The organism is Pseudomonas sp. F3-2, from assembly GCF_038804275.1.
Taxonomy (GTDB): domain Bacteria; phylum Pseudomonadota; class Gammaproteobacteria; order Pseudomonadales; family Pseudomonadaceae; genus Aquipseudomonas.
Map to the genome: position 1 here is coordinate 4550482 of NZ_CP152388.1, position 24801 is coordinate 4575282.

Annotated in this window: 27 protein-coding genes and 1 tRNA gene; 5 read left to right on the forward strand and 23 right to left on the reverse strand. The window is 58.1% G+C overall.

Features of this window, described 5'->3' with window-relative positions:
- Positions 1-5: 5 nt before the first annotated feature.
- Complete coding sequence (gene dapA / locus AAGQ88_RS20420; protein WP_093463532.1) at positions 6-884, reverse strand: 4-hydroxy-tetrahydrodipicolinate synthase; 879 nt, start codon at positions 882-884, stop codon at positions 6-8.
- A 312-nt stretch (positions 885-1196) separates the two neighbouring features.
- Here dapA and AAGQ88_RS20425 point away from each other — a divergent pair, with 312 nt between their 5' ends.
- Together AAGQ88_RS20425 and AAGQ88_RS20430 are read left to right on the forward strand one after the other, a co-directional pair.
- Positions 1197-1760, forward strand: coding sequence for a glycine cleavage system protein R (locus AAGQ88_RS20425; protein ID WP_093463530.1), 564 nt, complete (start codon positions 1197-1199; stop codon positions 1758-1760).
- Positions 1761-1769: 9 nt separating this feature from the next.
- The gene (locus AAGQ88_RS20430) at positions 1770-2243 is read left to right on the forward strand and encodes a peroxiredoxin (protein WP_342653412.1); all 474 of its coding nucleotides are present in this window, start codon (positions 1770-1772) and stop codon (positions 2241-2243) included.
- 187 nt (positions 2244-2430) lie between these two features.
- On the opposite strand, the gene AAGQ88_RS20435 is transcribed toward AAGQ88_RS20430, so the two are convergent.
- Together AAGQ88_RS20435 and AAGQ88_RS20440 are read right to left on the reverse strand one after the other, a co-directional pair.
- Complete coding sequence (locus tag AAGQ88_RS20435) at positions 2431-3501, reverse strand: AI-2E family transporter (RefSeq protein WP_093463526.1); 1071 nt, start codon at positions 3499-3501, stop codon at positions 2431-2433.
- A gap of 34 nt (positions 3502-3535) precedes the next feature.
- Positions 3536-3787 carry a sulfurtransferase TusA family protein gene (locus tag AAGQ88_RS20440; RefSeq protein WP_093463524.1) on the reverse strand — a complete coding sequence of 84 codons (252 nt, stop codon included), beginning with the start codon at positions 3785-3787 and terminating at the stop codon, positions 3536-3538.
- 150 nt (positions 3788-3937) lie between these two features.
- Here AAGQ88_RS20440 and AAGQ88_RS20445 point away from each other — a divergent pair, with 150 nt between their 5' ends.
- The gene (locus tag AAGQ88_RS20445) at positions 3938-5374 is read left to right on the forward strand and encodes a M48 family metalloprotease (RefSeq protein ID WP_285422328.1); all 1437 of its coding nucleotides are present in this window, start codon (positions 3938-3940) and stop codon (positions 5372-5374) included.
- 74 nt (positions 5375-5448) lie between these two features.
- On the opposite strand, the gene nadA is transcribed toward AAGQ88_RS20445, so the two are convergent.
- From nadA to AAGQ88_RS20535, 18 genes are all read right to left on the reverse strand, one after another.
- Positions 5449-6507, reverse strand: coding sequence for a quinolinate synthase NadA (gene nadA, locus AAGQ88_RS20450; protein WP_285422329.1), 1059 nt, complete (start codon positions 6505-6507; stop codon positions 5449-5451).
- Positions 6508-6904: 397 nt separating this feature from the next.
- A tRNA-Lys gene (locus tag AAGQ88_RS20455) sits at positions 6905-6980 on the reverse strand.
- A 63-nt stretch (positions 6981-7043) separates the two neighbouring features.
- Complete coding sequence (gene queC, locus AAGQ88_RS20460; RefSeq protein WP_285422330.1) at positions 7044-7718, reverse strand: 7-cyano-7-deazaguanine synthase QueC; 675 nt, start codon at positions 7716-7718, stop codon at positions 7044-7046.
- A 16-nt stretch (positions 7719-7734) separates the two neighbouring features.
- A complete protein-coding gene (queE, locus tag AAGQ88_RS20465) occupies positions 7735-8382 on the reverse strand; it encodes a 7-carboxy-7-deazaguanine synthase QueE (protein WP_285422331.1) in 648 nt (215 codons plus the stop codon).
- Between the two features lie 178 nt (positions 8383-8560).
- Positions 8561-9388 (reverse strand): tol-pal system protein YbgF, encoded by an 828-nt coding sequence (gene ybgF / locus AAGQ88_RS20470; RefSeq protein ID WP_342653413.1) that lies wholly within the window; start codon positions 9386-9388, stop codon positions 8561-8563.
- Between the two features lie 6 nt (positions 9389-9394).
- Positions 9395-9895 (reverse strand): peptidoglycan-associated lipoprotein Pal, encoded by a 501-nt coding sequence (gene pal, locus AAGQ88_RS20475; RefSeq protein WP_093463507.1) that lies wholly within the window; start codon positions 9893-9895, stop codon positions 9395-9397.
- Positions 9896-9947: 52 nt separating this feature from the next.
- A complete protein-coding gene (gene tolB / locus AAGQ88_RS20480; protein WP_256214515.1) occupies positions 9948-11228 on the reverse strand; it encodes a Tol-Pal system beta propeller repeat protein TolB in 1281 nt (426 codons plus the stop codon).
- 17 nt (positions 11229-11245) lie between these two features.
- The gene (gene tolA / locus AAGQ88_RS20485; protein WP_342653414.1) at positions 11246-12316 is read right to left on the reverse strand and encodes a cell envelope integrity protein TolA; all 1071 of its coding nucleotides are present in this window, start codon (positions 12314-12316) and stop codon (positions 11246-11248) included.
- The gene (gene tolR / locus AAGQ88_RS20490; protein WP_177182142.1) at positions 12316-12771 is read right to left on the reverse strand and encodes a protein TolR; all 456 of its coding nucleotides are present in this window, start codon (positions 12769-12771) and stop codon (positions 12316-12318) included. Before tolR ends, tolA begins: the two co-directional genes overlap by 1 nt.
- Before the next feature lie 23 nt (positions 12772-12794).
- Positions 12795-13490, reverse strand: coding sequence for a protein TolQ (gene tolQ / locus AAGQ88_RS20495; protein WP_074752669.1), 696 nt, complete (start codon positions 13488-13490; stop codon positions 12795-12797).
- Positions 13480-13950, reverse strand: a complete 471-nt coding sequence (ybgC, locus tag AAGQ88_RS20500) for a tol-pal system-associated acyl-CoA thioesterase (protein ID WP_093463495.1) — start codon at positions 13948-13950, stop codon at positions 13480-13482. Before ybgC ends, tolQ begins: the two co-directional genes overlap by 11 nt.
- Positions 13951-14089: 139 nt before the next feature.
- On the reverse strand, positions 14090-15142 hold the full coding sequence (gene ruvB / locus AAGQ88_RS20505; protein WP_093463492.1) for a Holliday junction branch migration DNA helicase RuvB: 1053 nt from the start codon (positions 15140-15142) through the stop codon (positions 14090-14092).
- The gene (gene ruvA / locus AAGQ88_RS20510; RefSeq protein ID WP_093463489.1) at positions 15143-15751 is read right to left on the reverse strand and encodes a Holliday junction branch migration protein RuvA; all 609 of its coding nucleotides are present in this window, start codon (positions 15749-15751) and stop codon (positions 15143-15145) included.
- Between the two features lie 114 nt (positions 15752-15865).
- Complete coding sequence (gene ruvC, locus AAGQ88_RS20515) at positions 15866-16390, reverse strand: crossover junction endodeoxyribonuclease RuvC (protein ID WP_093463486.1); 525 nt, start codon at positions 16388-16390, stop codon at positions 15866-15868.
- A 126-nt stretch (positions 16391-16516) separates the two neighbouring features.
- Positions 16517-17263 (reverse strand): YebC/PmpR family DNA-binding transcriptional regulator, encoded by a 747-nt coding sequence (locus AAGQ88_RS20520; protein ID WP_093463483.1) that lies wholly within the window; start codon positions 17261-17263, stop codon positions 16517-16519.
- 128 nt (positions 17264-17391) lie between these two features.
- Positions 17392-19167, reverse strand: coding sequence for an aspartate--tRNA ligase (gene aspS / locus AAGQ88_RS20525; RefSeq protein ID WP_093463480.1), 1776 nt, complete (start codon positions 19165-19167; stop codon positions 17392-17394).
- A 277-nt stretch (positions 19168-19444) separates the two neighbouring features.
- On the reverse strand, positions 19445-19786 hold the full coding sequence (locus AAGQ88_RS20530) for a ribbon-helix-helix domain-containing protein (RefSeq protein WP_093463478.1): 342 nt from the start codon (positions 19784-19786) through the stop codon (positions 19445-19447).
- A gap of 390 nt (positions 19787-20176) precedes the next feature.
- The gene (locus AAGQ88_RS20535) at positions 20177-20650 is read right to left on the reverse strand and encodes a Dps family protein (RefSeq protein ID WP_093463475.1); all 474 of its coding nucleotides are present in this window, start codon (positions 20648-20650) and stop codon (positions 20177-20179) included.
- A 438-nt stretch (positions 20651-21088) separates the two neighbouring features.
- Here AAGQ88_RS20535 and AAGQ88_RS20540 point away from each other — a divergent pair, with 438 nt between their 5' ends.
- Complete coding sequence (locus AAGQ88_RS20540) at positions 21089-21694, forward strand: cold-shock protein (protein ID WP_285422334.1); 606 nt, start codon at positions 21089-21091, stop codon at positions 21692-21694.
- 59 nt (positions 21695-21753) lie between these two features.
- Here the strand turns inward: AAGQ88_RS20540 and AAGQ88_RS20545 are convergent, their stop codons facing one another.
- Positions 21754-21960 carry a SlyX family protein gene (locus AAGQ88_RS20545; RefSeq protein ID WP_093463471.1) on the reverse strand — a complete coding sequence of 69 codons (207 nt, stop codon included), beginning with the start codon at positions 21958-21960 and terminating at the stop codon, positions 21754-21756.
- Positions 21957-22388: an HIT domain-containing protein gene (locus AAGQ88_RS20550; protein ID WP_342653415.1), complete on the reverse strand. Its 432-nt coding sequence runs from the start codon at positions 22386-22388 to the stop codon at positions 21957-21959. Before AAGQ88_RS20550 ends, AAGQ88_RS20545 begins: the two co-directional genes overlap by 4 nt.
- 997 nt (positions 22389-23385) lie before the next feature.
- Between AAGQ88_RS20550 and AAGQ88_RS20555 the strand changes: the two genes are divergently transcribed.
- Complete coding sequence (locus AAGQ88_RS20555; protein ID WP_285422336.1) at positions 23386-24720, forward strand: OprD family porin; 1335 nt, start codon at positions 23386-23388, stop codon at positions 24718-24720.
- Positions 24721-24801 lie beyond the last annotated feature (81 nt).

A 24801-nucleotide genomic window follows, 5' to 3' on the forward strand; every position in this document is an offset into this window, starting at 1 on the left:
CCTCATTAAACCAATACACCGGACTGGCGCAGGGCCTGACGCAGCGGCTCGTGGCAGGACTCGCTGAGCCAGGTGAGCGGCAGACGGATACCGTCCGGCATCAAACCCATCTCATGCAGGGCCCATTTCACGGGAATAGGGTTCGATTCGATGAACAGGTTCTTGTTCAGCGGCATCAGTTTTTCGTGGATCGCGCGGGCAGTGGCGGCGTCGCCAGCCATCGCGGCCTTGCACAGTTCGGCCATGTCGCGCGGGGCAACGTTGGCGGTGACTGAAATGTTGCCCTTGCCGCCGAGCAGGATCAGCTCGACCGCGGTCGCGTCGTCGCCGGAATAGACGAGGAAGTCGCTGCTCACGCCCGCCAGGATGTCCTTGGCGCGCTGCAGGTCACCGGTGGCTTCCTTGATGGCGATGATGTTCTTGACTTTGGACAGACGGATGACGGTCTCTGCGGACATGTCGCACGCCGTACGGCCTGGCACGTTGTAGAGGATCTGCGGAATGTCGACGGCTTCGGCGATGTGCTTGAAATGCTGGTACAAGCCTTCCTGGGTCGGCTTGTTGTAGTACGGCGTGACCAGCAGGCAGGCATCGGCACCGGCGTTCTTGGCGTTGGTGGTCAGCTCGACCGCCTCGCGGGTGGAATTGGCGCCTGTGCCGGCGATGACCGGAATGCGGCCTGCGACCTGCTGAACCACGCGGCGAATGACTTCAATGTGCTCATTGACGTCCAGCGTCGCGGATTCACCTGTGGTGCCGACGGCAACAATGGCGTTGGTGCCCTCTTTGAGGTGAAAGTCCACCAGTTTGCTCAGGCTGTCCCAGTCAAGACGACCCTGTGCATCCATAGGTGTGACCAGTGCCACCATACTGCCCGCAATCATGCAAACCGCTCCTGCCGGAAAAAGAGAGCGGTAATGGTACTGGCGCCATGATCCTTGCACAAGGCGAGCATTCCCCTGAGCGACGGTTTTCGCTACCCTTCGGTCTTTGATCGGTACTGGTCATCTGCCCGGCTCGTTCGACTGTTCGTTTTCGTCGTCGCAAACCCCGCCCCAGCGTCGTTATCGCTTGCCGTGACCGGCTCAATAAGCGATATACCGCAGTGGTCCGGATTGAAGTTGCAACGCCTAAGTTCGTCGAATCCGCCGCACAAGCCAATAATGTACCGACCGCTCATCGCTTAGGAATGCTGCATGTCGTCCATCCCCACAGTTCGCGAACAATTCCTTGTCATCAGTGCCCTTGGCGCCAACCCAATGGAGCTGACCAACGTCCTGTGCCGCGCCAGTCATGAAAGCCGTTGCTCGGTGGTCAGCTCGCGCCTCACTCGCCACGGCGAATGCAGCGCGTTGATCCTGCAGGTTTCCGGCAGCTGGGACGCCCTGGCTCGCCTAGAAGGCAGTCTGCCGAACCTGTCGAAGAAGCACGCGTTCACGGTCAACGTGGTGCGCAGCGCATCGCTCGAGAACCGGCCCGAAGCCCTGCCGTACGTGGCGTATGTCAGCTCGGCCTATCGCCCGGACATCATCAACGAGCTGTGCCAGTTCTTCATCGATCACCATGTCGAGCTGGAAAACCTGATCTGCGACACCTATCAGGCACCGCAGACCGGCGGCACCATGCTCAACGCCACGTTCACCGTCACTTTGCCGGCCGGGACCCAGATCAGCTGGTTGCGCGACCAGTTCCTGGACTTTGCCGACGCACTCAACCTCGACGCCCTGATCGAACCATGGCGCCCGCAAGCACCGATGTAAGGAATTCCAATGGCTGTAGAACTCGACCAACCCGTTGCCGACTTTCAGGTACAGGCCACCAGCGAGCAGGCAGTGACGCTGTCCGCGCTGAAGGGTCAGCAAGTGGTGATCTATTTTTACCCCAAGGACAGCACGCCAGGCTGCACCACTCAAGGCCAGGGCTTCCGTGACCATCACGCCGAGTTCAAGGCCGCCAACACCGTGGTTTTCGGCGTGTCCCGCGACAGCTTGAAGTCGCACGAAAACTTCAAGGCCAAGCAGGCATTCCCGTTCGAGCTGATTTCGGACAAGGATGAATCCCTCTGTCAGCTGTTCGACGTAATCAAGCTGAAAAAGCTGTACGGCAAGGAATACCTGGGCGTCGACCGCAGCACCTTCCTGATCGACAAGAACGGTGTGTTGCGCAAGGAATGGCGCGGCGTGAAAGTGCCCGGTCACGTGGCGGCGGTACTGGAAGCGGCCCAGGCACTCGATAAGGCCTGAGTCAGAAGCCGTCACCCACTGAGGGAGTGGGCCAACTGTCTCAACGCCCGCTCTGATCAAGGGTGTAACACGCCACGCTTTCCCCGCTAAAGCCGGTCCTGCGAAAAGCTTGCAGCGTCTGCAGGACCGGCTTTAGTCGGGAAGCGGCCGGTGCAGCTGGCAGAAATGCGGCGAGTCATTCTCCCTTCTACAGCAACGGCGCCACGGTCGGTTCGTTTCGCGGCCAGGCGTCCAGCACGGCTTTGCACAGCGTTGCCAGCGGGATCGCGAAAAAGATGCCCCAGAACCCCCAAAGCCCTCCAAACAGCAGCACCGCGCAGATGATCGCGACGGGATGCAGACTCACGGTCTGGGAAAACAGCAGCGGCACCAGCACGTTGCCATCCAGCGTCTGAATGATTCCGTAGACGGCCATCAGGTAAATGAACTGATCGCCCCATCCCCACTGAAACAGCGCAATGAAGGCCACCGGCACTGTCACCACCACGGCGCCCACATAAGGCACGACCACTGAAATGCCGACCAGCATCGCCAGCAGCGCCGAGTAATTAAGCCCCATGGTGACAAACGCGATGTAGGTCACCGCGCCGCAGATGAAAATCTCGATGACTTTTCCGCGAATGTAATTGGCGATCTGCCGGTTCATTTCCTCGGCGACCCGGGTGATCAACGTACGCTCGCGGGGCAGATACCCTCTCACCCAGCGGCCGATCATCCGACGGTCCTTGAGGAAAAAGAACACAAGAATCGGCACCAGCACCAGATAGATCATCATGTTGATCAACAGCGGCAGACTGGACAGCGAGAATGTCAGGGCCCACTGGCCGAACTTGCCGATCTCACCGCGCGCCACTTCAATGGCCTGCAACACCTGCTCATCGGACACCAGATGCGGATAACGCTCAGGCAGCAGCAACAGCAGCGACTGCCATTTGGCGAGCATGCCGGGCAGCTCGTTGAACAGGGTGATCAACTGATGCCAGAGCAAAGGCACCAGCACCAGCAGAAACAGCCCCAAAGCCCCCATGAACAGCGCAAAGACCAGCCCCACCGCGCCGCCTTCCGGCACATGCAGGCGTTCCAGCTGAGCCACCATGCCGTGCATCAGGAATGCCAGCACCAGACCGGCAAGCACCGGTGCCAGCATGCCGCCCAGGGTGAGGACGATCGTGAACGCCAAGACCAACAGCACCGCCAGCACCACGGCTTCCTCATCGGAAAAGTAGCGCTGAATCCAGTCGCGAAGCACTTTGAACATCAAAAATCCTTTGGGAGCGGTGGGATCGAAACTCTCAGGCCTTGCGCAGCCAATACCGATAGATGCCATCGACATCTTCTTCGTGCAACAGCGCATGACCGGACAACTTGGCAAAGGTGCGGAAATCACGCTGGGATCCTGCGTCCGTTGCAGTGACTTTCAGCACTGCGCCGCTTGCCAGACGATTGAGTTCCATTTTCGCCTTGAGCAGCGGCAACGGGCAGTTCAAACCACTGGCATCCAGTTCGGCATCACAGTGTGCGGGGCGCCCTACAGCGTCAGACATCGTTTCTCTCCGGGTAGGCACATTCGTTTACAGAGAAACTGCAAACAGAGCGAGGAAGAACATTCTTACAAGTTTGCAAGAATACCCCACTCTGGTCAGCAAGCCATTGAGCCAGCTACAGTAACGACTTTCTGCCTCAGAGTTTCGTGCATGACTTTTTTGCGCCCCACGCTGCTGACGCTCGCATGCCTGCTGGCTAGCCCTGCTTTTGCAGAAGATGACCTGCCGTCCCTTGGCGACGCCAGCTCCTCTATCGTCTCGCCTCAACAGGAACATGACCTGGGCCGCGCGTGGCTCGGACTGCTTCGCGCACAAGTCGCTCAGCTGTCGGACCCGCAATTGAAGGACTTCGTCGAGACGTCTGTCTATCGTCTTGCCGAAACCAGCCAGGTGCAGGATCGCCGACTCGAGTTCATCCTGATCAACACGCCCGAGATCAACGCCTTCGCGGCGCCCGGTGGCATTATCGGTGTCAACGGCGGCCTGTTCCTGCACGCCGAAACCGAAGGCGAATACGCCGCCGTCCTCGCCCACGAACTCGCTCACTTGTCGCAAAGGCACTTCGCCCGTGGGGTGCAGGCGCAGCAGCGCATGCAGGTTCCGGTGATGGCCGCGATGCTGGCGGGCATCGTCATGGCCGCTGCAGGCGCCGGCGATGCCGGGATCGCGGCCATCGCGGGCACACAGGCCGCCGCCATTCAGGAGCAGGCGCGCTTCTCTCGCCAGAACGAAGCCGAGGCGGACCGGATCGGCATTCTCAACCTGGAGAAGGCCGGTTACGACCCACGCAACATGCCGACGATGTTCGAACGTCTGGCGCGCCAGTATCGGTACGACGCCAAGCCACCGGAATTTCTCATGAGCCACCCGGTGACCGAGTCGCGTATCGCCGACACCCGCAACCGCGCAGAACAGGCGAGCCCCGGCGGCAAGGAAGACAGCCTGGCTTACCAGCTGATGCGCGCCCGCGTGGTGTTGATCTACGAAGAAACGCCGGGCATGGCCGCCAAACGCTTTCGGGCGCAGCTGGCCGAAAACCCGAAAAACGACGCAGCCCGTTACGGCCTTGCCTTGGCGCAAACCAAGGCAGGCCAGTTGAATGAGGCGCGCGAGACGCTCAAGCCACTGCTCGACAAGGCACCCGACAACATCACGTACAACCTTGCAGCGGTCAATCTCGACATCTCCAACAACCGCTTGCCCGACGCGCAGCAGCGAGTCGACCGGATGTTGAGCATCTACCCGGACGACTATCCGCTCAACCAGGCGAAGGTCGACGTCTTGCTCAAGCAGTCGAAGGCGCCCGAAGCACTGAAGTCGCTGGAAACCCTGCTCAAACGCCGCCCTGACGACCCGGACGTCTGGAATCAAGTGGCCGATACGCGCGGACTGTCGGGCAACACCATCGGCCTGCATCAGGCACGCGCCGAGTACTTCGCCCTGATGGGTGACTTCAAGCAGGCGATTCAACAGCTGGAGTTCGCCAAGCGACGTGCCAACAACAACTTCCAACTGGCCTCACGAATCGACGCGCGACAGCAGGAAATCATCGCTCAGGAGCGAGCGGTGAAGGAAATGATGAACTAGTAACAGCTCAAAGCTTTAAGCCTCAAGCCGCAAGAAAAACAGGCCCTCTTGCAGCTTGACGCTTGCGGCGGCTGTCAGGCATTCCCCGAGAGTTTCAGACGCGCCGCCTGGGTGAAATCCAGCATGCGCTGCAGCGGCCTCACGGCCTGAGGAATGACGGCCGGGTCGACGAAGATTTCATTGGTGCCCTCCCGCAGGCACTGCAGCGTACGCGCCAGCGTGTTCATCGCCATCCAGGGACAATGCGCGCAACTGCGGCAGGCGGCGCCATTTCCGGCGGTCGGTGCTTCGATGAAAATCTTGTCCGGGCACAGCTGCTGCATTTTGTAGAAAATGCCCCGATCGGTGGCGACGATGAACGTTTTGTTCGGCAGCGTCTGCGCCGCTTTGATCAGCTGGCTGGTAGAGCCCACTGCATCGGCCAGATCGATGACCGACTCCGGCGACTCGGGATGCACCAGGATCGCGGCGTCCGGATACAGCGCCTTCATGTCCTCCAGCTGCCGCGATTTGAACTCCTCGTGGACAATGCATGCGCCATCCCAGAGCAGCATGTCCGCGCCCGTTTCTCGCTGGATGTAGCGACCCAGATGCTTGTCCGGTGCCCAGATGATCTTTTCGCCGTTGTCCATCAGACTCTCGACGATCTCCAGCGCACAGCTCGACGTCACCACCCAGTCAGCACGGGCCTTTACCGCTGCGGAGGTATTGGCATACACAACCACAGTGCGCTCTGGATGTTGATCACAGAACGCGGTGAATTCGTCCACGCCGCAACCCAGATCCAGCGAGCAGGTCGCTTCCAGCGTCGGCATCAGGACGCGTTTCTCAGGGGTGAGGATTTTCGCGGTTTCGCCCATGAAGCGAACGCCTGCGACCAGTACGGTTTTCGCCGGGTGGTTCTTGCCGAAGCGGGCCATCTCCAGTGAGTCCGACACACAGCCGCCGGTCTCCTCAGCCAGCGCCTGAATGACCGGATCGCAGTAGTAATGCGCGACCAGCACGGCATCCTGCGCCTTGAGTTCGGCAGCAATCAGTCGACGGTACTCAGCTTCTTCTTCCGGGCTCAGTGGTTTGGGTTGTTTGGCGTCTAGATGCGCCTGTACCAGAAGGCGTTCAGAAATCTGTGTCATGTTCGCAGGCCCTGAATGCGCGTTAGCGCGAACGTCGAATTTACACCTGTACATCAGGCAACAATTGAGGCGGAGACCCTCACGGTCATGGAGTTTCCGGCCTTGCACACGCTTCATGGAGCGTGCGTCGCTAGTGATCCGCTGCACACTCCCCTCCCACATGACGATCGTTTGAGGATCGATGAAAAGGGTCGCGCAAAGCGGCGGCGAATGTACCATGCAACCTGTTGAGCGATCACTTACCGAGCGCCGCGTACGCCTGCGGGTGCTGCGGTGCAGTGCCGAAGTCCCGCTTCCCGGCAAGCCCCACACGAAAGGCCAATAAACGCTTCGGAAAATCGAGGGCAAAAAAAAACCCGAGAATTCACACTTTCGTGGACCTCTCGGGTTTTGAAGATGGTGGGTCGTGTAGGATTCGAACCTACGACCAATTGGTTAAAAGCCAACTGCTCTACCAACTGAGCTAACGACCCGCTTCGTGGTGGCGCGTATATTACTGATTTTTCTCAGTAATTCAACACCCGAATTCAAAAAAATTAAAAATATCTGGTTGGATCGGTCACACCGGCGGCTGCGAAGCCTTCGGCACGCAGGCGGCAGCTGTCGCATTTGCCACATGCACGGCCTTCATCGTCAGCCTGATAGCAGGAAACAGTGAGCCCATAATCAACGCCCAGGCGCGTACCGGCTTTGACGATGTCAGCTTTGCTGAGCATCTGCAGCGGCGCCTGAATGGTAAAGCCCTGCCCTTCCACGCCTGCTTTGGTCGCCAGGTTCGCCATCCGCTCGAACGACTCGACGAACTCGGGACGGCAATCCGGGTAGCCGGAGTAGTCCACTGCGTTCACGCCGATGAAGATGTCGCGAGCGCCCAGAACTTCAGCCCAACCCAGCGCCAGCGAAAGAAAAACCGTATTGCGCGCCGGAACATAGGTCACCGGAATGCCTTCGCCCGGTGTCTCAGGGACCGCAATGCTGCTGTCGGTCAATGCCGAACCACCAATGCCGTTCAGGTTGAGGCCGATCACCTTGTGCTCGACGACGCCCAGATCCTTCGCTACCCGCTCTGCCGCCTGCAACTCGGCGCGGTGGCGCTGACCGTAGTCGAAGCTCATGGTGTAGCAGCTGAAGCCCTCGGCTTTCGCCATCGCCACGACCGTGGCCGAATCGAGCCCGCCGGACAGCAGGATTACCGCTCTTTTCTCAGTCATCAGGTGTTCACTCATCTCAGCGCCCCGGCTCATCGTTCCAGAGGATTTTGTGCAGCTGCAGTTGCAGGCGCACCGGCAGATTGTCAGCGACGATCCAGTCCGCCAGATCACGCACATTCAGGTCGCGATGCACCGGCGAAAACAACACTTCACCGGCACGCCGATCCAGTCCGTACTGGATGATCTTCGAGACTGCCCAGTCGTAGTCTTCGCGAGAGCAAATGACGAATTTGACCTGATCGTTCGAGGTCAGCAGGTCGATGTTCTCGTAGCGGTTACGCGCGACCTCTTTGGAGCCCGGCGTCTTGAGATCGACCACGCGGCTGACCCGCGGATCGACCCGGGAAATGTCCAGCGCACCGCTGGTCTCCAGGGAAACTTCGTAGCCGGCATCGCACAGCCGCTTGAGCAACGGGATCGCGTTGGGTTGAGCCAGCGGCTCGCCGCCCGTGACGCAGACATAGCGCGGGCGGTATCCAGCGACCTGCTCCATGAGCGAGTCGAGTGTCTGGATCGTGCCGCCACTGAATGCGTATTCGCTGTCGCAATAACCACAGCGCAAAGGACAGCCGGTCAAACGCACGAAAACGGTAGGCAAGCCTGCCGTACGCGTTTCACCCTGCAACGAGTAAAAGACTTCAGTGATTCGTAATGTGTCTTGCATAGGGGCCACGGGCGTAACGGCTAAACAGGCCATCCGCCTCCGTCAGGCACTTTTGTGCACCCTGCGCTCGCAGAATCCACAGAAGCGTAATCAATACCGGAATTTCGGGTGCGAGATTCTAACGAAAAAAGCCGCGCAACGCGCGGCTTTCTTGAACCAGAGGTCAAATCGACAGCAGTCAGAGGCGCTGAAGGTCCCGCTGCGCCAGTTGTGCAGCCGAAGTACCGGGGTACTGGGCGACAACCTGTTGCAAGATGCCTTTGACCTTGTCGGTGTGACCCAGGCGGCGCTCGACATCGGCAAGCTTATACAGCGAGTCAGGTACCTTGGCGTGCTTTGGGTACAACTGGCTGACCTTGGCAAAAGCCTGACCGGCACCTTGAAGATCGCCTTTGGCCAGATTGACTTCACCCAGCCAGTACTGGGCGTTACCGGCGTACTGACTGTTAGGGTATTTACGCAGGAAAGCGGCGAATGCCTGGCTTGCCTTGTCGAAATCCTTGGCTTTGATCAGGTCGAAAGCAGCATCGTAGTAAAGCTTTTCTTTCGCCGGATCGCCCGGTTCGCTGCTGGCCTGGGGTGCCTGAGAGGCTCCACCAGAGGCAGGCGCCACGGAATTTCCGCCGGTATTGACTGCGCCGTCGGAAGAAGAATTGTTGGCAGCTGGTGCGGCAGCGCCGCCAGCTCCGATGCGGGAATCGAGGTCTTTGTAACGATCCAGCGCTTCCTGTTTCATCTGCTGGATATCGTTCTGCTGGACTTCGACGATTCCGCGCAAGCGCGAAATTTCATCCTGCATTTGTTGCAACTGCATGAACAGCTGACCTTGCGCCGAAGGTTGGGCCGTAGCCCCCCCTCCGGCGTAGGCGCCGGCCGTACCATAACCTGATGGCGGATAACTGCTGCCAGCAGAGCCAGAGTTGTCATCGACCACAGGAACCGCACCCATCGCTGCAAGAGGAAGGGTGAGAGCCAAAACGGTTAAAGCACGGCGGCACGTTCGCATGTCAAATTACTTACGCAGTTCGACGCGACGGTTTTGAGCCCAGGATTGCTCGTCGTTGCCGGTGGCAACTGGACGCTCTTCACCGTAGGAAACGATTTCCAGCTGAGCTGGCGAAACGCCTTGCAGAACCAGGTAGCGTTGAACGGCTTTCGCACGACGCTCGCCCAGTGCCAGGTTGTATTCGCGAGTACCGCGTTCGTCGGTGTTACCTTCCAGAACTACGCGAGCGCCGTTGGCTTTCAGGTCCTTGGCGTGAACGTCCAGAGCGCGCATGGCTTCTGGTTTCAGGTCAGAACTGTCGTATTCGAAGTAGAAAGTGGTGATTGCGCGCAGAGCAGCTTCTTCGCTCAGGGAGCCGTCAACGGCACCAGTGTTTGCGCCGTAACCAGCGTTTGGATCTACAGCAGCGCCTTCACCGGCATTGTCGCCGCCTTTGGACGAGCAACCTACAGCTACAGCCATGGCCAGAGCCAGCGCAGCAAATTTACCAAACTTCAGCATTTCCATCGTGAAACTCCTAATGAACCCCAGTGTGTTAAGTAAAACGTAAAGCGCCGCGTCAGTTCAGGTAAGGGGACCAGGAAGGTTCTCTGACTTCGCCTTGAGCGGTAGGAAGCGGGAGCCTTACGCGTCCATTAATGGACACGAGCATCAAGACTCCCCGGCCCTGCTGGCGGGTGGCGTAGATTACCATGGTGCCGTTGGGCGCAACAGTAGGCGACTCATCAAGGTTGCTGTCTGTGAGGATTTTTACGCTACCGCGCTGCAAATCCTGAGCCGCTACCTTGAAGTTGGTGAAACCATCTTGACGATGGATCATCACGAGCGTCTTTTCATCAGCCGACAACTTAGGGTTGGCGTTGTAGTTACCGATGAAAGTGACACGTTCGGCGCCGCCACCATTAATGCTGGTTTTATAGATCTGTGGCTTGCCGCCGCGATCAGAGGTGAAATAAAGCGTCGAACCGTCTTTACCGAAGAAAGGTTCGGTGTCGATGGACGAATCATTGGTCACACGCGACAACTGACGAGACGCCAGATTCATCACGTAGATTTCCGGGTTGCCGTCCTTGGACAGCACCATCGCCAGCTTGCTGCCGTCCGGAGACCAGGCCGGTGCACCGTTCAGGCCTTCGAAGTTGGTGATCTGCTCACGGCGGCCAGTATCGATGTGCTGAACGAAGATGCGCGGACGCTTCTGCTCGAACGACACATAGGCGATGCGTTTGCCGTCTGGGGCGAAGCGAGGCGACAGGATCGGCTCGCGCGATTGCAGCAGTGTCACTGCGCGGGCGCCGTCATAGTCCGAACGTTGCAGCGTGTAGCGGGTGTTGTTCGCCGCGAAACGCTCCGCAGTGACGTACAGCATGCGGGTGGAGAACGCGCCCTTGATGCCGGTCAGCTTTTCGAACGACTGGTCGGCGATGTAATGCGCCATGTCACGCAACTGATCATTGGTGCCGGTCACGTTACCGGTCAGAACTTGCTGCTCAGTGGCCACGTTGAACAGCGCGTACTGGACCTGAAGACGACCGCCAGCCGGCGTGATGCTGCCTACCATGACGTACTGGGCGCCCAGGGCTTTCCAGTCGCGGAAGATGACTTCGCTCGCCTGACTAGGCTGGCTGATCATGTTTTCCTTTGGAATCGGCGAGTAGTAGCCAGAGTTCAGCAAGTCATTGCCGATGATCTGAGCCATGTCTTCCGGCAGAACGCTGCCGCCCTGCAGGCCAAATGGCACGACTGCAATAGGCGTGGCGCGGTCACTGCCGCTTGTGACCAGAATGTTCTTTTCGTCGGCAGCGGCGAAACCCGCTGCGCAACAAAGAACGACAAGCAATCCTCGAAGAAGGTTAATCACAAGGCTAGGTCCTCAGGTGTGAATGTCATCTTGAATGAACGGTAAGGCGCGAAATCCGAAGGTTTCAGCCCCTGCATCTCTGTCAAACGACCAATGTTCTTGACCGCTGCTACTGCCGAACTGTCGAACGGACCATCGCCGCTGGACTTGCTCACGCTCACCGAAGTGATCGTTCCGTCCGGCAACATTGCGATCTGCAACACGACCGTCATGCCTTTGCGCGCCGAAGGTGGACGTGCCCAACCTTCCGCAGCCCGCGAGCGAATCAAGTCATCGAAGCTGCCCGCAACCTCGTCGCCCTGCTCATCGGCCAGCGCCTGTTGGCGTTCCGGCTTGTCGGAAAGCAGATCGGCCAATGCTTGCGCCTTCTTGTCTTCCGCCGATTTACGAGCAGCATCCTGGGCTTTCTTCTTCGCGTCGTCAGCAGCCTTTTTCTTGGCATCCTCAGCCGCTTTCTTCTTCGCGTCTTCGGCGGCCTTTTTCTTGGCGTCTTCTGCAGCCTGTTTCTTCGCGTCCTCGGCAGCCTGTTTCTTGGCTTCCTCAGCGGCCGCGCGCTTGGCGTCTTCTTCGGCCTTTTTCCTCGCGTCGTCTTCGGCTTTCTTCTTGGCTATATCAGCCAGTTGTTTCTCTTCAGCGGCTTTCTTGGCGTCGTCCGCTTTTTTGGCTTCGGCCTTCTTGGCATCGTCGGCTTTTTTGGCCTCTTCCGCTTTCTTGGCTTCCTCGGCCTTTTGCTCTTCGGCTTTTTGAGCGGCATCGGCTTTCTTTTGTTCCGCTGCCTTTATCGCCTCTTGCTCAACTTTTTTCTGCTCCATCTGCTCGACTTCAGTCTGTCGTGCAGCGGATTTCTTCGCCTCGCCAGCAAGCTTCTGGTTGGTCTGGGTGGTCGCCTGACTCTTGGATTTCAACTGATAGAGCGTTGCCTGAACAATAGGCTTCGCCTCAGGCAGCTCAGGTGTCATCGCGAAGCTGACGAACAACAGGCCAAAAATCAGGACGTGCAGTGCAACAGCCCAGACAGAGGGCCAGAAGTAGCTTTCCGAGGCAGACGGCTCTCGAATCGGCTGCATCAGGGCGCCTCGGTAATCAAACCAACGTTCCCGACTCCGGCCTTCTGCAACCCGCCCATCGTGCCCATGACGGCACCATAGTCGACGGTTTTGTCGCCACGAATGAACACCTGCGTCTGCTTGCCTGCCTCACGACCGGCCGCGATGATTTTGGTCACGGCGCTGGTCAGTTGCGGCAAGGTCATGGCCTTGTCCATCTGTTTGTCGGTATCGACTTCGCTGCCAAGGTTCCAGTAGTAGGTCTTGTCAGCCTTGATCGAAATGGTCAGGACCTGATTGTTGTTGTCCTGCGGCAAAGCCTCGCTGGAGACCTTCGGCAGATCGACTTTCACGCCCTGGTTAATCATTGGAGCGGTCACCATGAAGATGACCAGCAGCACCAGCATCACGTCGATGTAAGGCACCACGTTCATTTCGGCGACCGGCTTGCGTTTGCCGCGTCGGCCGCGAGCGATTAAAGCCATTGGGAAATACCTGCTTAGTCTTCGCTGGTGTGCACTTTACGGTGCAGGATCGCCTGGAATTCGTCGGCGAATGTGTAGTAACGGCCAATCAGGTTCTCACCGCGCGCGGCGAAACGGTTGTAGGCAATTACTGCAGGAATCGCAGCGAACAGGCCGATGGCGGTAGCGATCAGCGCTTCGGCGATACCCGGCGCCACGGTGGCGAGAGTGGCTTGCTGGGCAGTGGCCAGACCACGGAAGGAGTTCATGATCCCCCATACGGTACCGAACAGGCCGACATACGGGCTGGTGGAACCGACGGTCGCCAGGAACGGCAGGCTCTGCTCGAGCTTTTCTTCCTCGCGGGAAATGGCAACGCGCATGGCGCGAGCCACACCTTCCATCACTGCATCCGGGTCCACGCCTGGTTGCTGACGCAGGCGCGAAAATTCTTTGAAACCGGCACGGAAAATCTGCTCCACGCCCGAATCAGGATCAGGATTGCTGCCTGCCTGACGATACAATTTGGACAGGTCGATACCTGACCAGAAACGCTCTTCGAAGCTGTCCAGTGCCCGGCGCCCGGCGCGCAGCATGGCGCTGCGCTGAAAAATCATGATCCACGAGGTGACCGAGGCGGCCACCAGGATCAGCATGACCAACTGTACGACCACGCTGGCATTGCTGACCAAACTCCACATGGAGGAATGGTCGACGACGTTAGCTTCCACGCTGTATCTCCTGCTCTGAATGTGTACCCGCGCCGCCCTGACCGGCAAAGGCCGTGCGCAGAGCTTCGGGAATGGCCCGGGGTTTCAAACTATCGGCGCGCACACACGCCACCAAAAACTGCCCTTCGCAGAGCAGCACATCATCCGCAGCCCGCCTGACCTGTTGCTGAAAGCGCAGGCTGGCGCGGTTCAATTCGATCACTTCGGCGCTGATCAGCAGCTCATCGTCCAGCCGCGCCGGCTTGTGGTAACGAGCCTCGCTGGAATGGACGACGAACAACAGGTTCTCGACACCCGCCATTGCCGACTGGGCGAAACCCAGCTCGCGCAACCGCTCGGTACGAGCCCGTTCCATGAATTTCAGGTAATTGACGTAGTAAACGATGCCGCCGGCATCGGTGTCCTCGTAATAAACGCGACAACGATGTGCGAACGACTGAGCCCCGTTTTGCGCGCGCATACTCTAGTGCTTACTCCTCAGGTTGCCAATCCGGCCAGGCAACTGTTTTTCATCGTTTTTTAGCGCCAGACGGCAGGCCGTAATCCAGCGACTGCCCGTCTGACCATGAAACGTACGAATAAATCGGTCAGCGTCATCTTTATTCGTCATCTTCGACCAATTCATCGGCAACCGGCCGCTCCCCCATTCGCGAAGGAATGTTCAGCCCGAAATGCAGGTAGGCGTGACGCGTGACCATGCGCCCGCGAGGTGTGCGCATCATATAGCCTTGCTGGATCAAATAGGGTTCCAGGACGTCCTCGATCGTATGCCGTTCTTCGCTGATGGCGGCCGCAAGGTTGTCGACACCCACCGGCCCGCCATCGAACTTCTCGATCATCGTCAGCAACAGTCGCCGGTCCTGATGATCGAAACCGCGCTCATCGACATCGAGCAGATTGAGCGCCAGGTCTGCGATCGCCTTGGTGATCTGTCCTTTGGCGCGCACTTCGGCAAAATCGCGCACCCGGCGCAGCAAGCGGTTGGCGATACGCGGGGTGCCCCGTGCGCGCCGGGCAATCTCGAACGCACCCTCATCCTCGATGTGCAGACCCAGAATACCGGCCGAACGCGACACGATGGTGGCAAGGTCTGCGGTGCTGTAGAACTCCAGACGCTGAACGATGCCGAAGCGGTCGCGCAGAGGATTGGTCAGCATGCCGGCACGGGTCGTTGCGCCCACGAGCGTGAACGGCGGCAAATCCAGCTTGATGGAACGGGCCGCCGGCCCTTCACCGATCATGATGTCGAGCTGAAAATCCTCCATCGCCGGATAGAGCACTTCTTCAACGATGGGCGACAACCGGTGGATTTCGTCGATGAACAACACGTCGTGGGGTTCGAGATTGGTCAGGATCGCCGCAAGGTCGCCGGGGCGCTCGAGCACCGGACCGGAGGTGCTCTTGATGGACACCGACATTTCCTGGGCGATGATGTTGGCCAAGGTGGTCTTGCCCAGGCCCGGCGGCCCGAAAATCAGGGTGTGATCCAGCGCTTCGTTGCGCCCGCGGGCGGCCTGGATGAACAGCTCCATCTGCTCACGCACGGTCGGCTGGCCGATGTAGTCGGCCAGGCTCAGCGGCCGGATCGCACGATCCAGTTGCTCGTCACGGTCACGCCCGGTCGCGGCGATCAGACGGTCAGCTTCAATCACTTACAGCATCCCCTTGAGTGCGCGGCGAATCAGATCTTCGCTGCTCAGATTCTTGTCCTTGATGGCTGTGACCGCCTTGCTGGCTTCCTGCGGCTTGTAGCCCAGGGAAATCAGCGCGCTGACGGCATCGGATTCGGCAGTCGCCACCGGCGTCGGGGCCCCCGGCCCCTCGGACACCAGCGCGAAGGTGCCTGGCAACGCATCCCAGGCCTTGAAGCGATCTTTCAGCTCGACCAGCAAACGTTCGGCGGTCTTCTTGCCGACGCCCGGAACGCGAGTCAGCGCCGAGGTATCCTGAGCCTGCACGCAACGCACCAGTTCGTCGACTTCCAGCGTAGACATCAAGGCAAGCGCCAGCTTGGGACCTACGCCATTGAGCCGGATCAGTTCGCGAAACATCTCGCGATCGCGTTTCTCATAGAAACCGAACAGCAGATGAGCGTCCTCGCGGACCACCAGATGCGTATGCAGCGTCACGGTTTCGCCCAGATGAGGCAAACGATAAAGCGTGGTCATGGGCACTTCTACCTCATACCCCACACCGTTGACATCAAGCACCAGATGCGGCGGCTGTTTCTCGACCAACGCACCGCGTAAACGTCCAATCACGTATCAGATCCTTTCCGTTAGCCCGTCGCTGCGCTAGCCCACGCTCAACCCAGGCCGTCATGTTTGCAGGACTCACATGAGCCGCAAGTAAAAATTTATGAGCGAATGATGCTATCAGAGACGCAGCCGACCACCACGACTGCGTGCAGTATTGAGGCCGTGCGGTATCAGGCTGGAGCGGGTATGCGCATGACACAACGCGATCGCCAGCGCATCCGATGCATCTATCTGGGGCTTGGCGGTCAGTTTGAGCAAGTGCATGACCATCATCATCACCTGATCCTTGTTCGCGCCACCCGTGCCTGCCACCGCCTGCTTGACCTGAGTCGCGGTGTACTCAGCGATCTCCAACCCTTCCTCGGCACCCGCCACGATGGCTGCGCCCCTGGCCTGACCCAGCTTGAGGGCCGAATCGGCGTTTCGCGCCATGAATACCTTTTCGATCCCCATGGTCATCGGGCCATACGTCTGAATGACCTCGCGCACGCCGCGATACACGATCTGCAGGCGCTCATGCAGCAGCCCGCTGCCGGTGCGGATGCAGCCGGAGGCCACGTATTCGCAGCCACGCCCGGTATCACGCACCACACCGTAACCGGTGATTCGCGAACCGGGGTCGATACCTAAAATAAGAGTCATAACGCCTGCAGCTTGAGAGGTGACGCGCACGTTTGAACGCAGCATAAAGGCAGAAGCCGGAGGCCGATAGCGATGATCGAATCAGCGCTTCGTGCCTCCGGCCTCAGGTCCAGACAACAGTGACGGTCAGCCAAGCTGCTCCATCACATCATCCGGGATTTCAGCGTTGGAATAGACGTTCTGCACATCGTCCAGGTCTTCAAGCATGTCGATCAGTTTAAGGACCTTCTCCGCCATCTCCAGATCCAGAACGGCGCTGGTGGTCGGTTGCATCACGATTTCAGCGTCAGCGGCCTTGAAGCCCGCCGCCTCCAGCGCATTGCGCACGGCATAGAATCCGGCGAACGAGGTGAAGACATCGATGGAGCCATCCTCGTGCGTCACGACGTCGTCGGCATCAGCCTCCATCGCCGCCTCCATCAGCGCGTCTTCGTCAACGCCTGGCGCGAACGAGATCTGACCCTTGCGCTCGAACAGATAGGAAACAGAACCGTCGGTGCCGAGGTTGCCGCCACACTTGCTGAACGCATGCCGAACTGCGGCCGCCGTACGGTTGCGGTTGTCAGTCATGGTTTCGACCATCACCGCCACACCACCAGGGCCGTAGCCCTCGTAACCCAGCTCGACCATGTCGTCGGCATCGGCGGCGCCGGCACCGCGGGCAATGGCGCGATCAATGATGTCGCGGCTCATGTTCGCGCCGAGCGCCTTGTCCTGAGCCAGACGCAAACGCGGGTTCGACGCCGGATCGCCACCACCTTGCCGGGCGGCAACCGTCAGTTCACGAATCCACTTGGTGAAGATCTTGCCTTTCTTGGCATCCTGACGCTCTTTGCGGTGCTTGATGTTCGCCCACTTGGAATGACCAGCCATAACACGCTCCAAACCTTGAAACTCGCACGCCCTCTCGTCGAACCCGACAGAGAACGCTTCACTCGAATAAGTGCCTTTTTAGGGCCTGGGTGTGAAAGCGGGCCATCACTGGCCCGCTCTACCCGGTGTTACTCAGCCTTCGGCGTTTCGCGCAGGCGGATATGCAGCTCGCGCAATGCCTTGGCATCGACCGCGCCTGGCGCCTGAGTCATCACGTCGGCCGCGCTCTGGGTTTTCGGGAACGCGATGACTTCGCGGATCGACTGAGCGCCCGTCATCAGCATGACCAGACGATCCAGACCGAACGCGAGACCGCCATGCGGCGGCGCACCGTACTTGAGGGCGTCGAGCAGGAAGCCGAACTTCTCCTGCTGTTCGTCTTCGGCGATACCCAGCAGACGGAACACCGCCTGTTGCATTTCCTTGCGATGGATACGGATCGAACCGCCGCCCAGTTCAGTACCGTTCAGCACCATGTCGTAAGCGCGAGACAGAGCCGTGGCCGGGTTGGCTTCCAGTTCTTCAGGCGTGCACTTGGGCGCGGTGAACGGGTGGTGCAGCGCGGTGAAGCTGCCGTCGTCGTTCTCTTCGAACATCGGGAAGTCGACGACCCACATCGGCGCCCATTCGCAGGTCAGCAGATTGAAGTCGTGACCCAGCTTGATACGCAGCGCGCCCAAAGCCTCGCTGACGATCTTGAATTTGTCCGCACCGAAGAAAACGATGTCGCCATCCACGGCACCGACGCGATCCAGGATCACGTTCAGATTGGCTTCCGGGATGTTCTTGACGATCGGCGACTGCAGACCTTCGACACCTTTGGCGCGCTCGTTGACCTTGATGTAGGCCAGGCCCTTGGCGCCGTAGATGCCGACGAATTTGGTGTAATCGTCGATCTTGCTGCGCGGCATGCTCGCGCCGCCAGGTACGCGCAGGGCGGTCACGCGGCATTTCGGATCGTTGGCAGGACCGCTGAAGACCTTGAACTCGACGTCTTTCAGCTGATCCGCAACGTCTACCAGTTCCAGCGGGTTGCGCAGGTCTGGCTTGTCGGAACCGTAGCGGCGCATGGCTTCTTCGAAGGTCATGTGCGGGAAGTCACCGAATTCCAGATCCAGCACTTCCTTGAAGAGCTTGCGAATCATGCTCTCGGTAATGCCCATGATGTCGGCTTCGTTGAGGAAGCTGGTCTCGATGTCGATCTGGGTGAATTCCGGTTGACGGTCGGCACGCAGGTCTTCGTCACGGAAGCACTTGGCGATCTGGTAGTAACGGTCGAAACCGGCCACCATCAGCAGTTGCTTGAACAATTGCGGCGACTGCGGCAGCGCGAAGAAGCTGCCGGCGTGAGTACGGCTTGGCACCAGGTAGTCGCGAGCGCCCTCAGGCGTTGCGCGAGTCAGGATCGGCGTCTCCACGTCCAGGAAGCCGTTGCCGTCCAGGAAGCCACGGATGCTCGAAGTGATCCGCGAGCGCAGACGCAGCTTCTCTGCCATTTCCGGGCGACGCAGGTCGATGAAGCGATAACGCAGGCGGGTTTCTTCGCCGACGTCGGAATATTCGTTCAGCGGGAATGGAGGCGTTTCCGACTCGTTCAGCACTTCCAGCTCGTAACCCAGCACTTCGATCGCGCCGGAAGCCATGTTCGGGTTGACGGCACCGGCCGGACGGGCACGGACCTTGCCAGTCAGCTTGACGACGTATTCACTGCGAACACGGTCAGCGATGGCGAATGTATCCGCGCGATCAGGATCGAACACCACCTGCGCCAGCCCTTCACGATCGCGGATATCGAGGAAAATCACTCCCCCGTGGTCGCGACGGCGGTGGACCCATCCGCAAAGGGTAATTTCCTGACCTTCCAGGCTCTCGTTCAGTTGGCCGCAATAATGGCTGCGCATCATGATCGTGTGTTCACTTCTCGTAATTCGGAATTCGGTGGAGCTCTCGCCCGTCGCCAGTGCGCAATGGTGCAGGAGCCTTGGCATGCAGTTCAACCCGACGGTCAGTCCCTGCCTTCCAGAGTAAGGCGGGGGATTATATAGGGTTAATCAAGGCTGTGCAGCCGCACAGGCCGATACTGATCAAGAAGTTGCCCGGCATGAGGCTGTCTCACCGCCGGGCCTACCGCGAAACCGGGCTCGCCTTGGCGAACCCGTGGAATAGGGGGTCGTGCCGGATTCAGATCGGCGAGAGCCGAAAGCCCTCGGCATTGAGCAGATGCGCTACGCACACCACACGAATCAGGCCGCTGAAGTTTTTGACGCCGCCGTAACGCAAATGGACTTCACGGTCGATGAAGGACAGGACCGCATTGATCGAACAGTTATTGAACCTGGCGATTTCCGACAGGATGTCCCAATACACCTCTTCCAGCCGCAGGCAGGTGGCCAGCCCGTTCAGCCTTACCGAACGCGAATGCGGCTGAGCCAGATCCATGTTGAAAGTTTCTATGAAAGGGTCGCCCCGAACGTTCAAACATCGGTTCGACTCCCGGGGATCCTGCGCAATATTTTCACTCATTTAGTTGCCCTCGAATGCAGTGGTAGACAGCGTGTTGGAAACATCTGAAATCAAATCAACACGATGCCTATCAAGCCGTATTCCTCGGGGCTTAGCCAGCAGAAGCAACACCTGAAACACGTAGGACATCACCACAGTTTGATGGTGATTTTCGACACTTAAAAGGCGGGTAATTCCTGAAACTTAAGATGGTATTAAATATATATTTTTAACAAATTAAATGCGCAGAAAATCCGGCAACCAGGTGATGCCCGGCCACTCATATTCAACAGACTAAACGTTTCATTTTGTCGGTCAGCCAAGGGGTCTGGTCGAGCGGGGACGCATCTGCAGGAAGGGGGGTATCGATGGAATGCAGGCAGGCGACCGAAGCCGCCTGCCTGACGGGTATCACTGGTTTTCGAGCATCGCGCGCAGCATCCACGCGGTTTTCTCGTGAACCTGCATGCGCTGGGTCAGCAAGTCCGCGGTCGGTTCGTCACTGACTTTATCCAGCAGAGGGAAAATACTGCGAGCGGTCCGGGTGACGGCTTCCTGACCTTGAACCAGCGAACGGATCATGTCTTCGGCAGCCGGCACGCCCTCTTCTTCCTTGATCGAGGACAGACGTGCGTAGGTCGAATAGGTGCCGGGCGCCGGAAAGCCCAGCGCGCGAATGCGCTCGGCAATCAGATCGACCGCCAGCGCCAACTCGTTGTACTGCTCTTCGAACATCAGGTGCAAAGTGCGAAACATCGGCCCCGTGACGTTCCAGTGAAAGTTATGGGTTTTCAGATACAGCACATACGTATCTGCCAGCAGGCGGGAAAGACCGTCCACGATAGACTTGCGATCTTCTTCGCTGATGCCGATATCGATTGCCATGCTTAGTCCTCTTTATATGATGGTATTTGCCAAACAACTGCCGACCACTCTACCAAGACGCACAGGACTGCGCAGCCATCCATCCATATAACCCGCTGTCAATGTTGCCCACTGCTGGCATTCGGCACGGGTGAACGGCGGCAGACCATCGGAATTCTGCTCGATCCGCGCCTCGACGGCTCTGGAACACGGGTCGAGCTGGAAACCGCCAGATATGGACAAATAGCCACCATCTAACGCGGACGCTAGCGCTAAGCGCTTGATTTGAGTAGCTCTCGGCTTTGCTGTTAAATACAGATGTGTCGCAGCTGGACCTTATCTCGGGACAACTGTGCATAGGCTGGACCGACGCTCGTGCATCACGCCTCCCTTTTTTCAGAAGCGTACCGAAAATCACCAGCTATTTCCTTGCGATCCATCTTAATGTGAGTCATCAAAATGTTGAAAATAGTCCATCTGCTAACGGGCGCAGCTGCCCTGCTGCTGTCATTCATCCCTAGCCTGCGTAGTGAAGCGCTGTCTTCTTACCTGTCCCAACCGGATGCGCTGTACCTGGCGTTTTTCGGCCTCATCAACCTGGTGCTTGCGCCAGTGATCCCGTACTGGAACAAAGGTCCGCGTCATCAACTGCAAAATCTGGTCAGCGTCTTGCTCGTCCTGGCCGTGGTTCTTCAAATCCTCACGTTGCTCGTCCCTCTGGAAACGATCGCTGGACAACCGGCCGTTCTGGTCAGCCTGTTGGCCGTCGTGATCGCGGTTGCCGTGCATCTGGCCGTGAGCTTTTACAGGTCATCGCCTTCACCTGCGCCGCAGTCGCACGACCTGGGCAATCGCGACACAGGTACGGTGAAGTGGTTTAACACCTCCAAAGGCTTCGGCTTTATTTCTCGTGACTCCGGGGACGATATTTTCGTGCACTTTCGAGCGATTCGCGGTGAAGGCCACCGCGTCCTGGTCGAAGGCCAGCGCGTTGAGTTCTCCGTGATGAATCGTGACAAAGGCCTGCAGGCCGAAGACGTGATTGCTGCATTGCCGCGCCGCTGATCGCGACATCACAAAAAAACCGCGCTCAAGGGCGCGGTTTTTTTTGCTTCAAGCCCACATTAATAATGAGGGGGAGGCGCTTCTTCCTCGAATGCCTCGAACTGCCCGCCCATTTCTTCCTGACGCTTGATGAGGGCGGCCATTTGCAGTTGCAGACGCTCCATGCTGCGCTGTTGGGCGATGAGTACATCGTTGAGCGCCTGAATGGTGTCGTCCTGAAACGCAAGACGACTCTCCAGCTCCATCACACGGTCTTCAAGGTTCATGGCTGCTCCTGAGCAAATACGAATTCGCTCGTCAACACGGGTTTCAACCTGGACATGATGTCGGCCACCTCGCCTGTAGAATAAGGCGAGGCCGCCATTTTACCCCAGACAGGTGCAGGCCAGGCAGCATCCCCAATGTGGCGGACAATGACATGCATGTGCAGTTGTTTGACCACATTACCCAATGCGGCAACATTCATCTTATCTGCACTAAATAGCTCGCTAAGTATTTGCGCCAGCTGCGAGGTCTCTTTCCAGAGTTGAGTCTGTTCCGATTCGGAGAGCTCGAAGACTTCGCTTATATCCGCACGCCTGGGCACCAGGATGAACCACGGATAGTTTGAGTCATTCGACAGCAACAACCGACACAGCGGGAAATCGCCCACCGGCAAAGTGTCTTGCATCAAGCGCGGATCTAGTACGAACACGCCATTACTCCTGTTCAATGATGAGCTCGGCGGCGCACGCGGAGCGTCGAAATAAACCGTCAATTGCGGGCAGGATACTCGGGAAACCCGGGGGATTCACCCCGAGCACGCGCAATCGGAGCATTTTGCACGGATGGTGTTGATTCACGGTCATCGCCACCGGAATTTGCAGGGCGCACCGGTAACGTACGTTTTCGTACTGAGCGCACTGAGATGACGCAGCGAGAAACGGCGACCGCTGGAGAGCTCAATCGCCCGTAATACCGCTGTAATGCACGGTTTAGAAGGGTCCACCCATGACCGGAAATGATGAGTGCTGACTTTTCGGTCAAGAGTCTCGTTGACGAAGGCACGTCCGTACCAATTTCAGGCGATTTGTCGGCTCCATGCACCAAAACGACTCACTCTTGAAGCGACAGACCTTAGAGTTATCCGGGAATTACCCACTCGCTGTCGGTAACAGGTAACGTCAGTGACATTTTTCTCCTCTACCCTCAGCGAAACGTAACGGAAAAGCTTTTTTTCTCACATTTTTTTATCCATCAAAATCAGCGGTTTAGCCCAAACACTCAAAGTCATTGCACGGGTTTGAGGATTTTTTTTCAGGCGACCGGAACTTTGTGCACGGTTGTTGCTTTGTCACGGACAGGAACAGAAATGCTGGATCATTGAGATCGGCTTTCTGGTCAAGCAAAAATGGCGAGCATGCTTCTGGGGGCGTTCGGAATGGCTTGACCTCGATCACTGCGGACAGGGATCAGGCCTTCGAAGAGTACTGCGGTAGTTGTACGTCTTTAAATATGGAGCTGTTCAGTAGCGACATGGACAGAGCTGATTTGCGACATGGCCGTAAAGAAATTGAAAGGATAGGTTCGTAACTATCGCCAATAATGTCAGCGTGCTATAAGTTTCGCCGACACCAAAAAGAAAGAGCCGTTCAGATAAAAAAACAGGTGAACGGCGGTACTCTTCTTAAAACCAAAGGAGCAAAGTCACGATGAGAGTGATGAAGTGGAGCGCAATCGCCCTGGCAGTTACTGCGGCCAGTACCCAATTGGCATCGGCTGCGGCATTCGTAAGCGATCAGTCCGAAGCAACTGGTTTTGTAGAAGGCAGCAAGCTGGACGTCAAAGCTCGCAACTACTACTACAACCGTGACAAGAAAAACACTGGTGTAGACGACAAGGACTGGACTCAGGGCTTCTGGGGTAACTACAGCTCCGGCTACACCCAGGGTTTGATCGGTGTAGGTATCGACGCCTTTGGTTACGCAGGCTTCAAACTGGACGGCCAAGACCACTACTCCGGCTCTGGCAACCTGAGCGTTGACTCCCAAGGCCGTAACAACGACAGCTTCGGCAAAGCCGGTGGCGCCGTTAAGTTCCGCGTTTCGAAAACTGAGCTGAAAATTGGCGATATGCAGCCACAGGCTCCAGTGTTCGCAGTTGGCGGCTCGCGGCTGTTGCCACAAACCGCAAGCGGCATCACTCTGCAGAGCAGCGAAATCAAAGGCCTGGATGTAGAAGGCGGTCACTTCTACTCCGGCACCTCGCAAGACAGCACCAACCGCGATGGTCGCTTGGGTACGGCATACGGCCCGGCAGACCTGGACGTAGGCAGCGCTGACTATGCTGGCGGCAAATACTCCATCACCGACAGTCTGGCTGTGCAGTTCTATGCTGCGAAACTGGAAGACGTGTTCAACCAGTACTACGGCAACGTGAACTATGCTCTGCCACTGACTGATGATCAGTCCCTGGCTTTTGACTTCAACATCTACAACACCAAGGATACCGGCAGCTCCAAGCTGGGCGACATCAGCAACACCACTTGGTCCGCATCGGCTGCTTACTCGTTCCTGGCCGCACATACCTTGACCCTGGCCTTCCAGAAAGTTAATGGCGATGTACCTTTCGACTACATCTCCCTGAACGATGCTGGTCTGGTACGCGGCGGTGACTCGATCTTCCTGGCGAACTCGATTCAGTACTCCGACTTCAACGGTCCAGGCGAGAAATCCTGGCAGGCTCGCTACGACCTGAATATGGCTCCGTACGGCGTACCTGGTCTGAGCTTCATGACCCGTTACATCAGCGGTAAGGACATTGACGGTACTCATACTCCATCTAACAGCTTGTACGCAGGTCTGTACGGTGCGGATGGTAGCCACCACGAGACCAACCTTGAAGCTAAATACGTTGTACAGACTGGCCCTGCGAAAGACCTGTCGTTCCGTATTCGTCAAGCTTGGCACCGCGCTAACGCCGATCAGGGCGAAGGCGATGTAAACGAGTTCCGTCTGATCGTCGACTACCCGATTTCGGTCCTGTAATCGCGCTTTCTGACACTCGCTACAGAAAAAGCCCGGCCTCGTACCGGGCTTTTTCGTTTACGGAACATCAGGTATCCGACC

What these genes read in the sequence shown, in the direction of transcription:
- AAGQ88_RS20440 (WP_093463524.1), bottom strand. Translation starts at nt 3,787, where the DNA reads ATGTCTGACGCTGTAGGGCGCCCCGCACACTGTGATGCCGAACTGGAT.
- AAGQ88_RS20555 (WP_285422336.1), top strand. Translation starts at nt 23,386, where the DNA reads ATGAGAGTGATGAAGTGGAGCGCAATCGCCCTGGCAGTTACTGCGGCC.
- ruvC (WP_093463486.1), bottom strand. Translation starts at nt 16,390, where the DNA reads ATGACTCTTATTTTAGGTATCGACCCCGGTTCGCGAATCACCGGTTAC.
- queC (WP_285422330.1), bottom strand. Translation starts at nt 7,718, where the DNA reads ATGACTGAGAAAAGAGCGGTAATCCTGCTGTCCGGCGGGCTCGATTCG.
- dapA (WP_093463532.1), bottom strand. Translation starts at nt 884, where the DNA reads ATGATTGCGGGCAGTATGGTGGCACTGGTCACACCTATGGATGCACAG.
- ybgF (WP_342653413.1), bottom strand. Translation starts at nt 9,388, where the DNA reads ATGCGAACGTGCCGCCGTGCTTTAACCGTTTTGGCTCTCACCCTTCCT.
- AAGQ88_RS20430 (WP_342653412.1), top strand. Translation starts at nt 1,770, where the DNA reads ATGGCTGTAGAACTCGACCAACCCGTTGCCGACTTTCAGGTACAGGCC.
- AAGQ88_RS20520 (WP_093463483.1), bottom strand. Translation starts at nt 17,263, where the DNA reads ATGGCTGGTCATTCCAAGTGGGCGAACATCAAGCACCGCAAAGAGCGT.
- aspS (WP_093463480.1), bottom strand. Translation starts at nt 19,167, where the DNA reads ATGATGCGCAGCCATTATTGCGGCCAACTGAACGAGAGCCTGGAAGGT.
- queE (WP_285422331.1), bottom strand. Translation starts at nt 8,382, where the DNA reads ATGCAAGACACATTACGAATCACTGAAGTCTTTTACTCGTTGCAGGGT.
- AAGQ88_RS20535 (WP_093463475.1), bottom strand. Translation starts at nt 20,650, where the DNA reads ATGGCAATCGATATCGGCATCAGCGAAGAAGATCGCAAGTCTATCGTG.
- tolA (WP_342653414.1), bottom strand. Translation starts at nt 12,316, where the DNA reads ATGCAGCCGATTCGAGAGCCGTCTGCCTCGGAAAGCTACTTCTGGCCC.
- pal (WP_093463507.1), bottom strand. Translation starts at nt 9,895, where the DNA reads ATGGAAATGCTGAAGTTTGGTAAATTTGCTGCGCTGGCTCTGGCCATG.
- nadA (WP_285422329.1), bottom strand. Translation starts at nt 6,507, where the DNA reads ATGACACAGATTTCTGAACGCCTTCTGGTACAGGCGCATCTAGACGCC.
- AAGQ88_RS20530 (WP_093463478.1), bottom strand. Translation starts at nt 19,786, where the DNA reads ATGAGTGAAAATATTGCGCAGGATCCCCGGGAGTCGAACCGATGTTTG.
- AAGQ88_RS20545 (WP_093463471.1), bottom strand. Translation starts at nt 21,960, where the DNA reads ATGAACCTTGAAGACCGTGTGATGGAGCTGGAGAGTCGTCTTGCGTTT.
- AAGQ88_RS20540 (WP_285422334.1), top strand. Translation starts at nt 21,089, where the DNA reads ATGTTGAAAATAGTCCATCTGCTAACGGGCGCAGCTGCCCTGCTGCTG.
- ybgC (WP_093463495.1), bottom strand. Translation starts at nt 13,950, where the DNA reads ATGCGCGCGCAAAACGGGGCTCAGTCGTTCGCACATCGTTGTCGCGTT.
- AAGQ88_RS20435 (WP_093463526.1), bottom strand. Translation starts at nt 3,501, where the DNA reads ATGTTCAAAGTGCTTCGCGACTGGATTCAGCGCTACTTTTCCGATGAG.
- AAGQ88_RS20445 (WP_285422328.1), top strand. Translation starts at nt 3,938, where the DNA reads ATGACTTTTTTGCGCCCCACGCTGCTGACGCTCGCATGCCTGCTGGCT.
- AAGQ88_RS20425 (WP_093463530.1), top strand. Translation starts at nt 1,197, where the DNA reads ATGTCGTCCATCCCCACAGTTCGCGAACAATTCCTTGTCATCAGTGCC.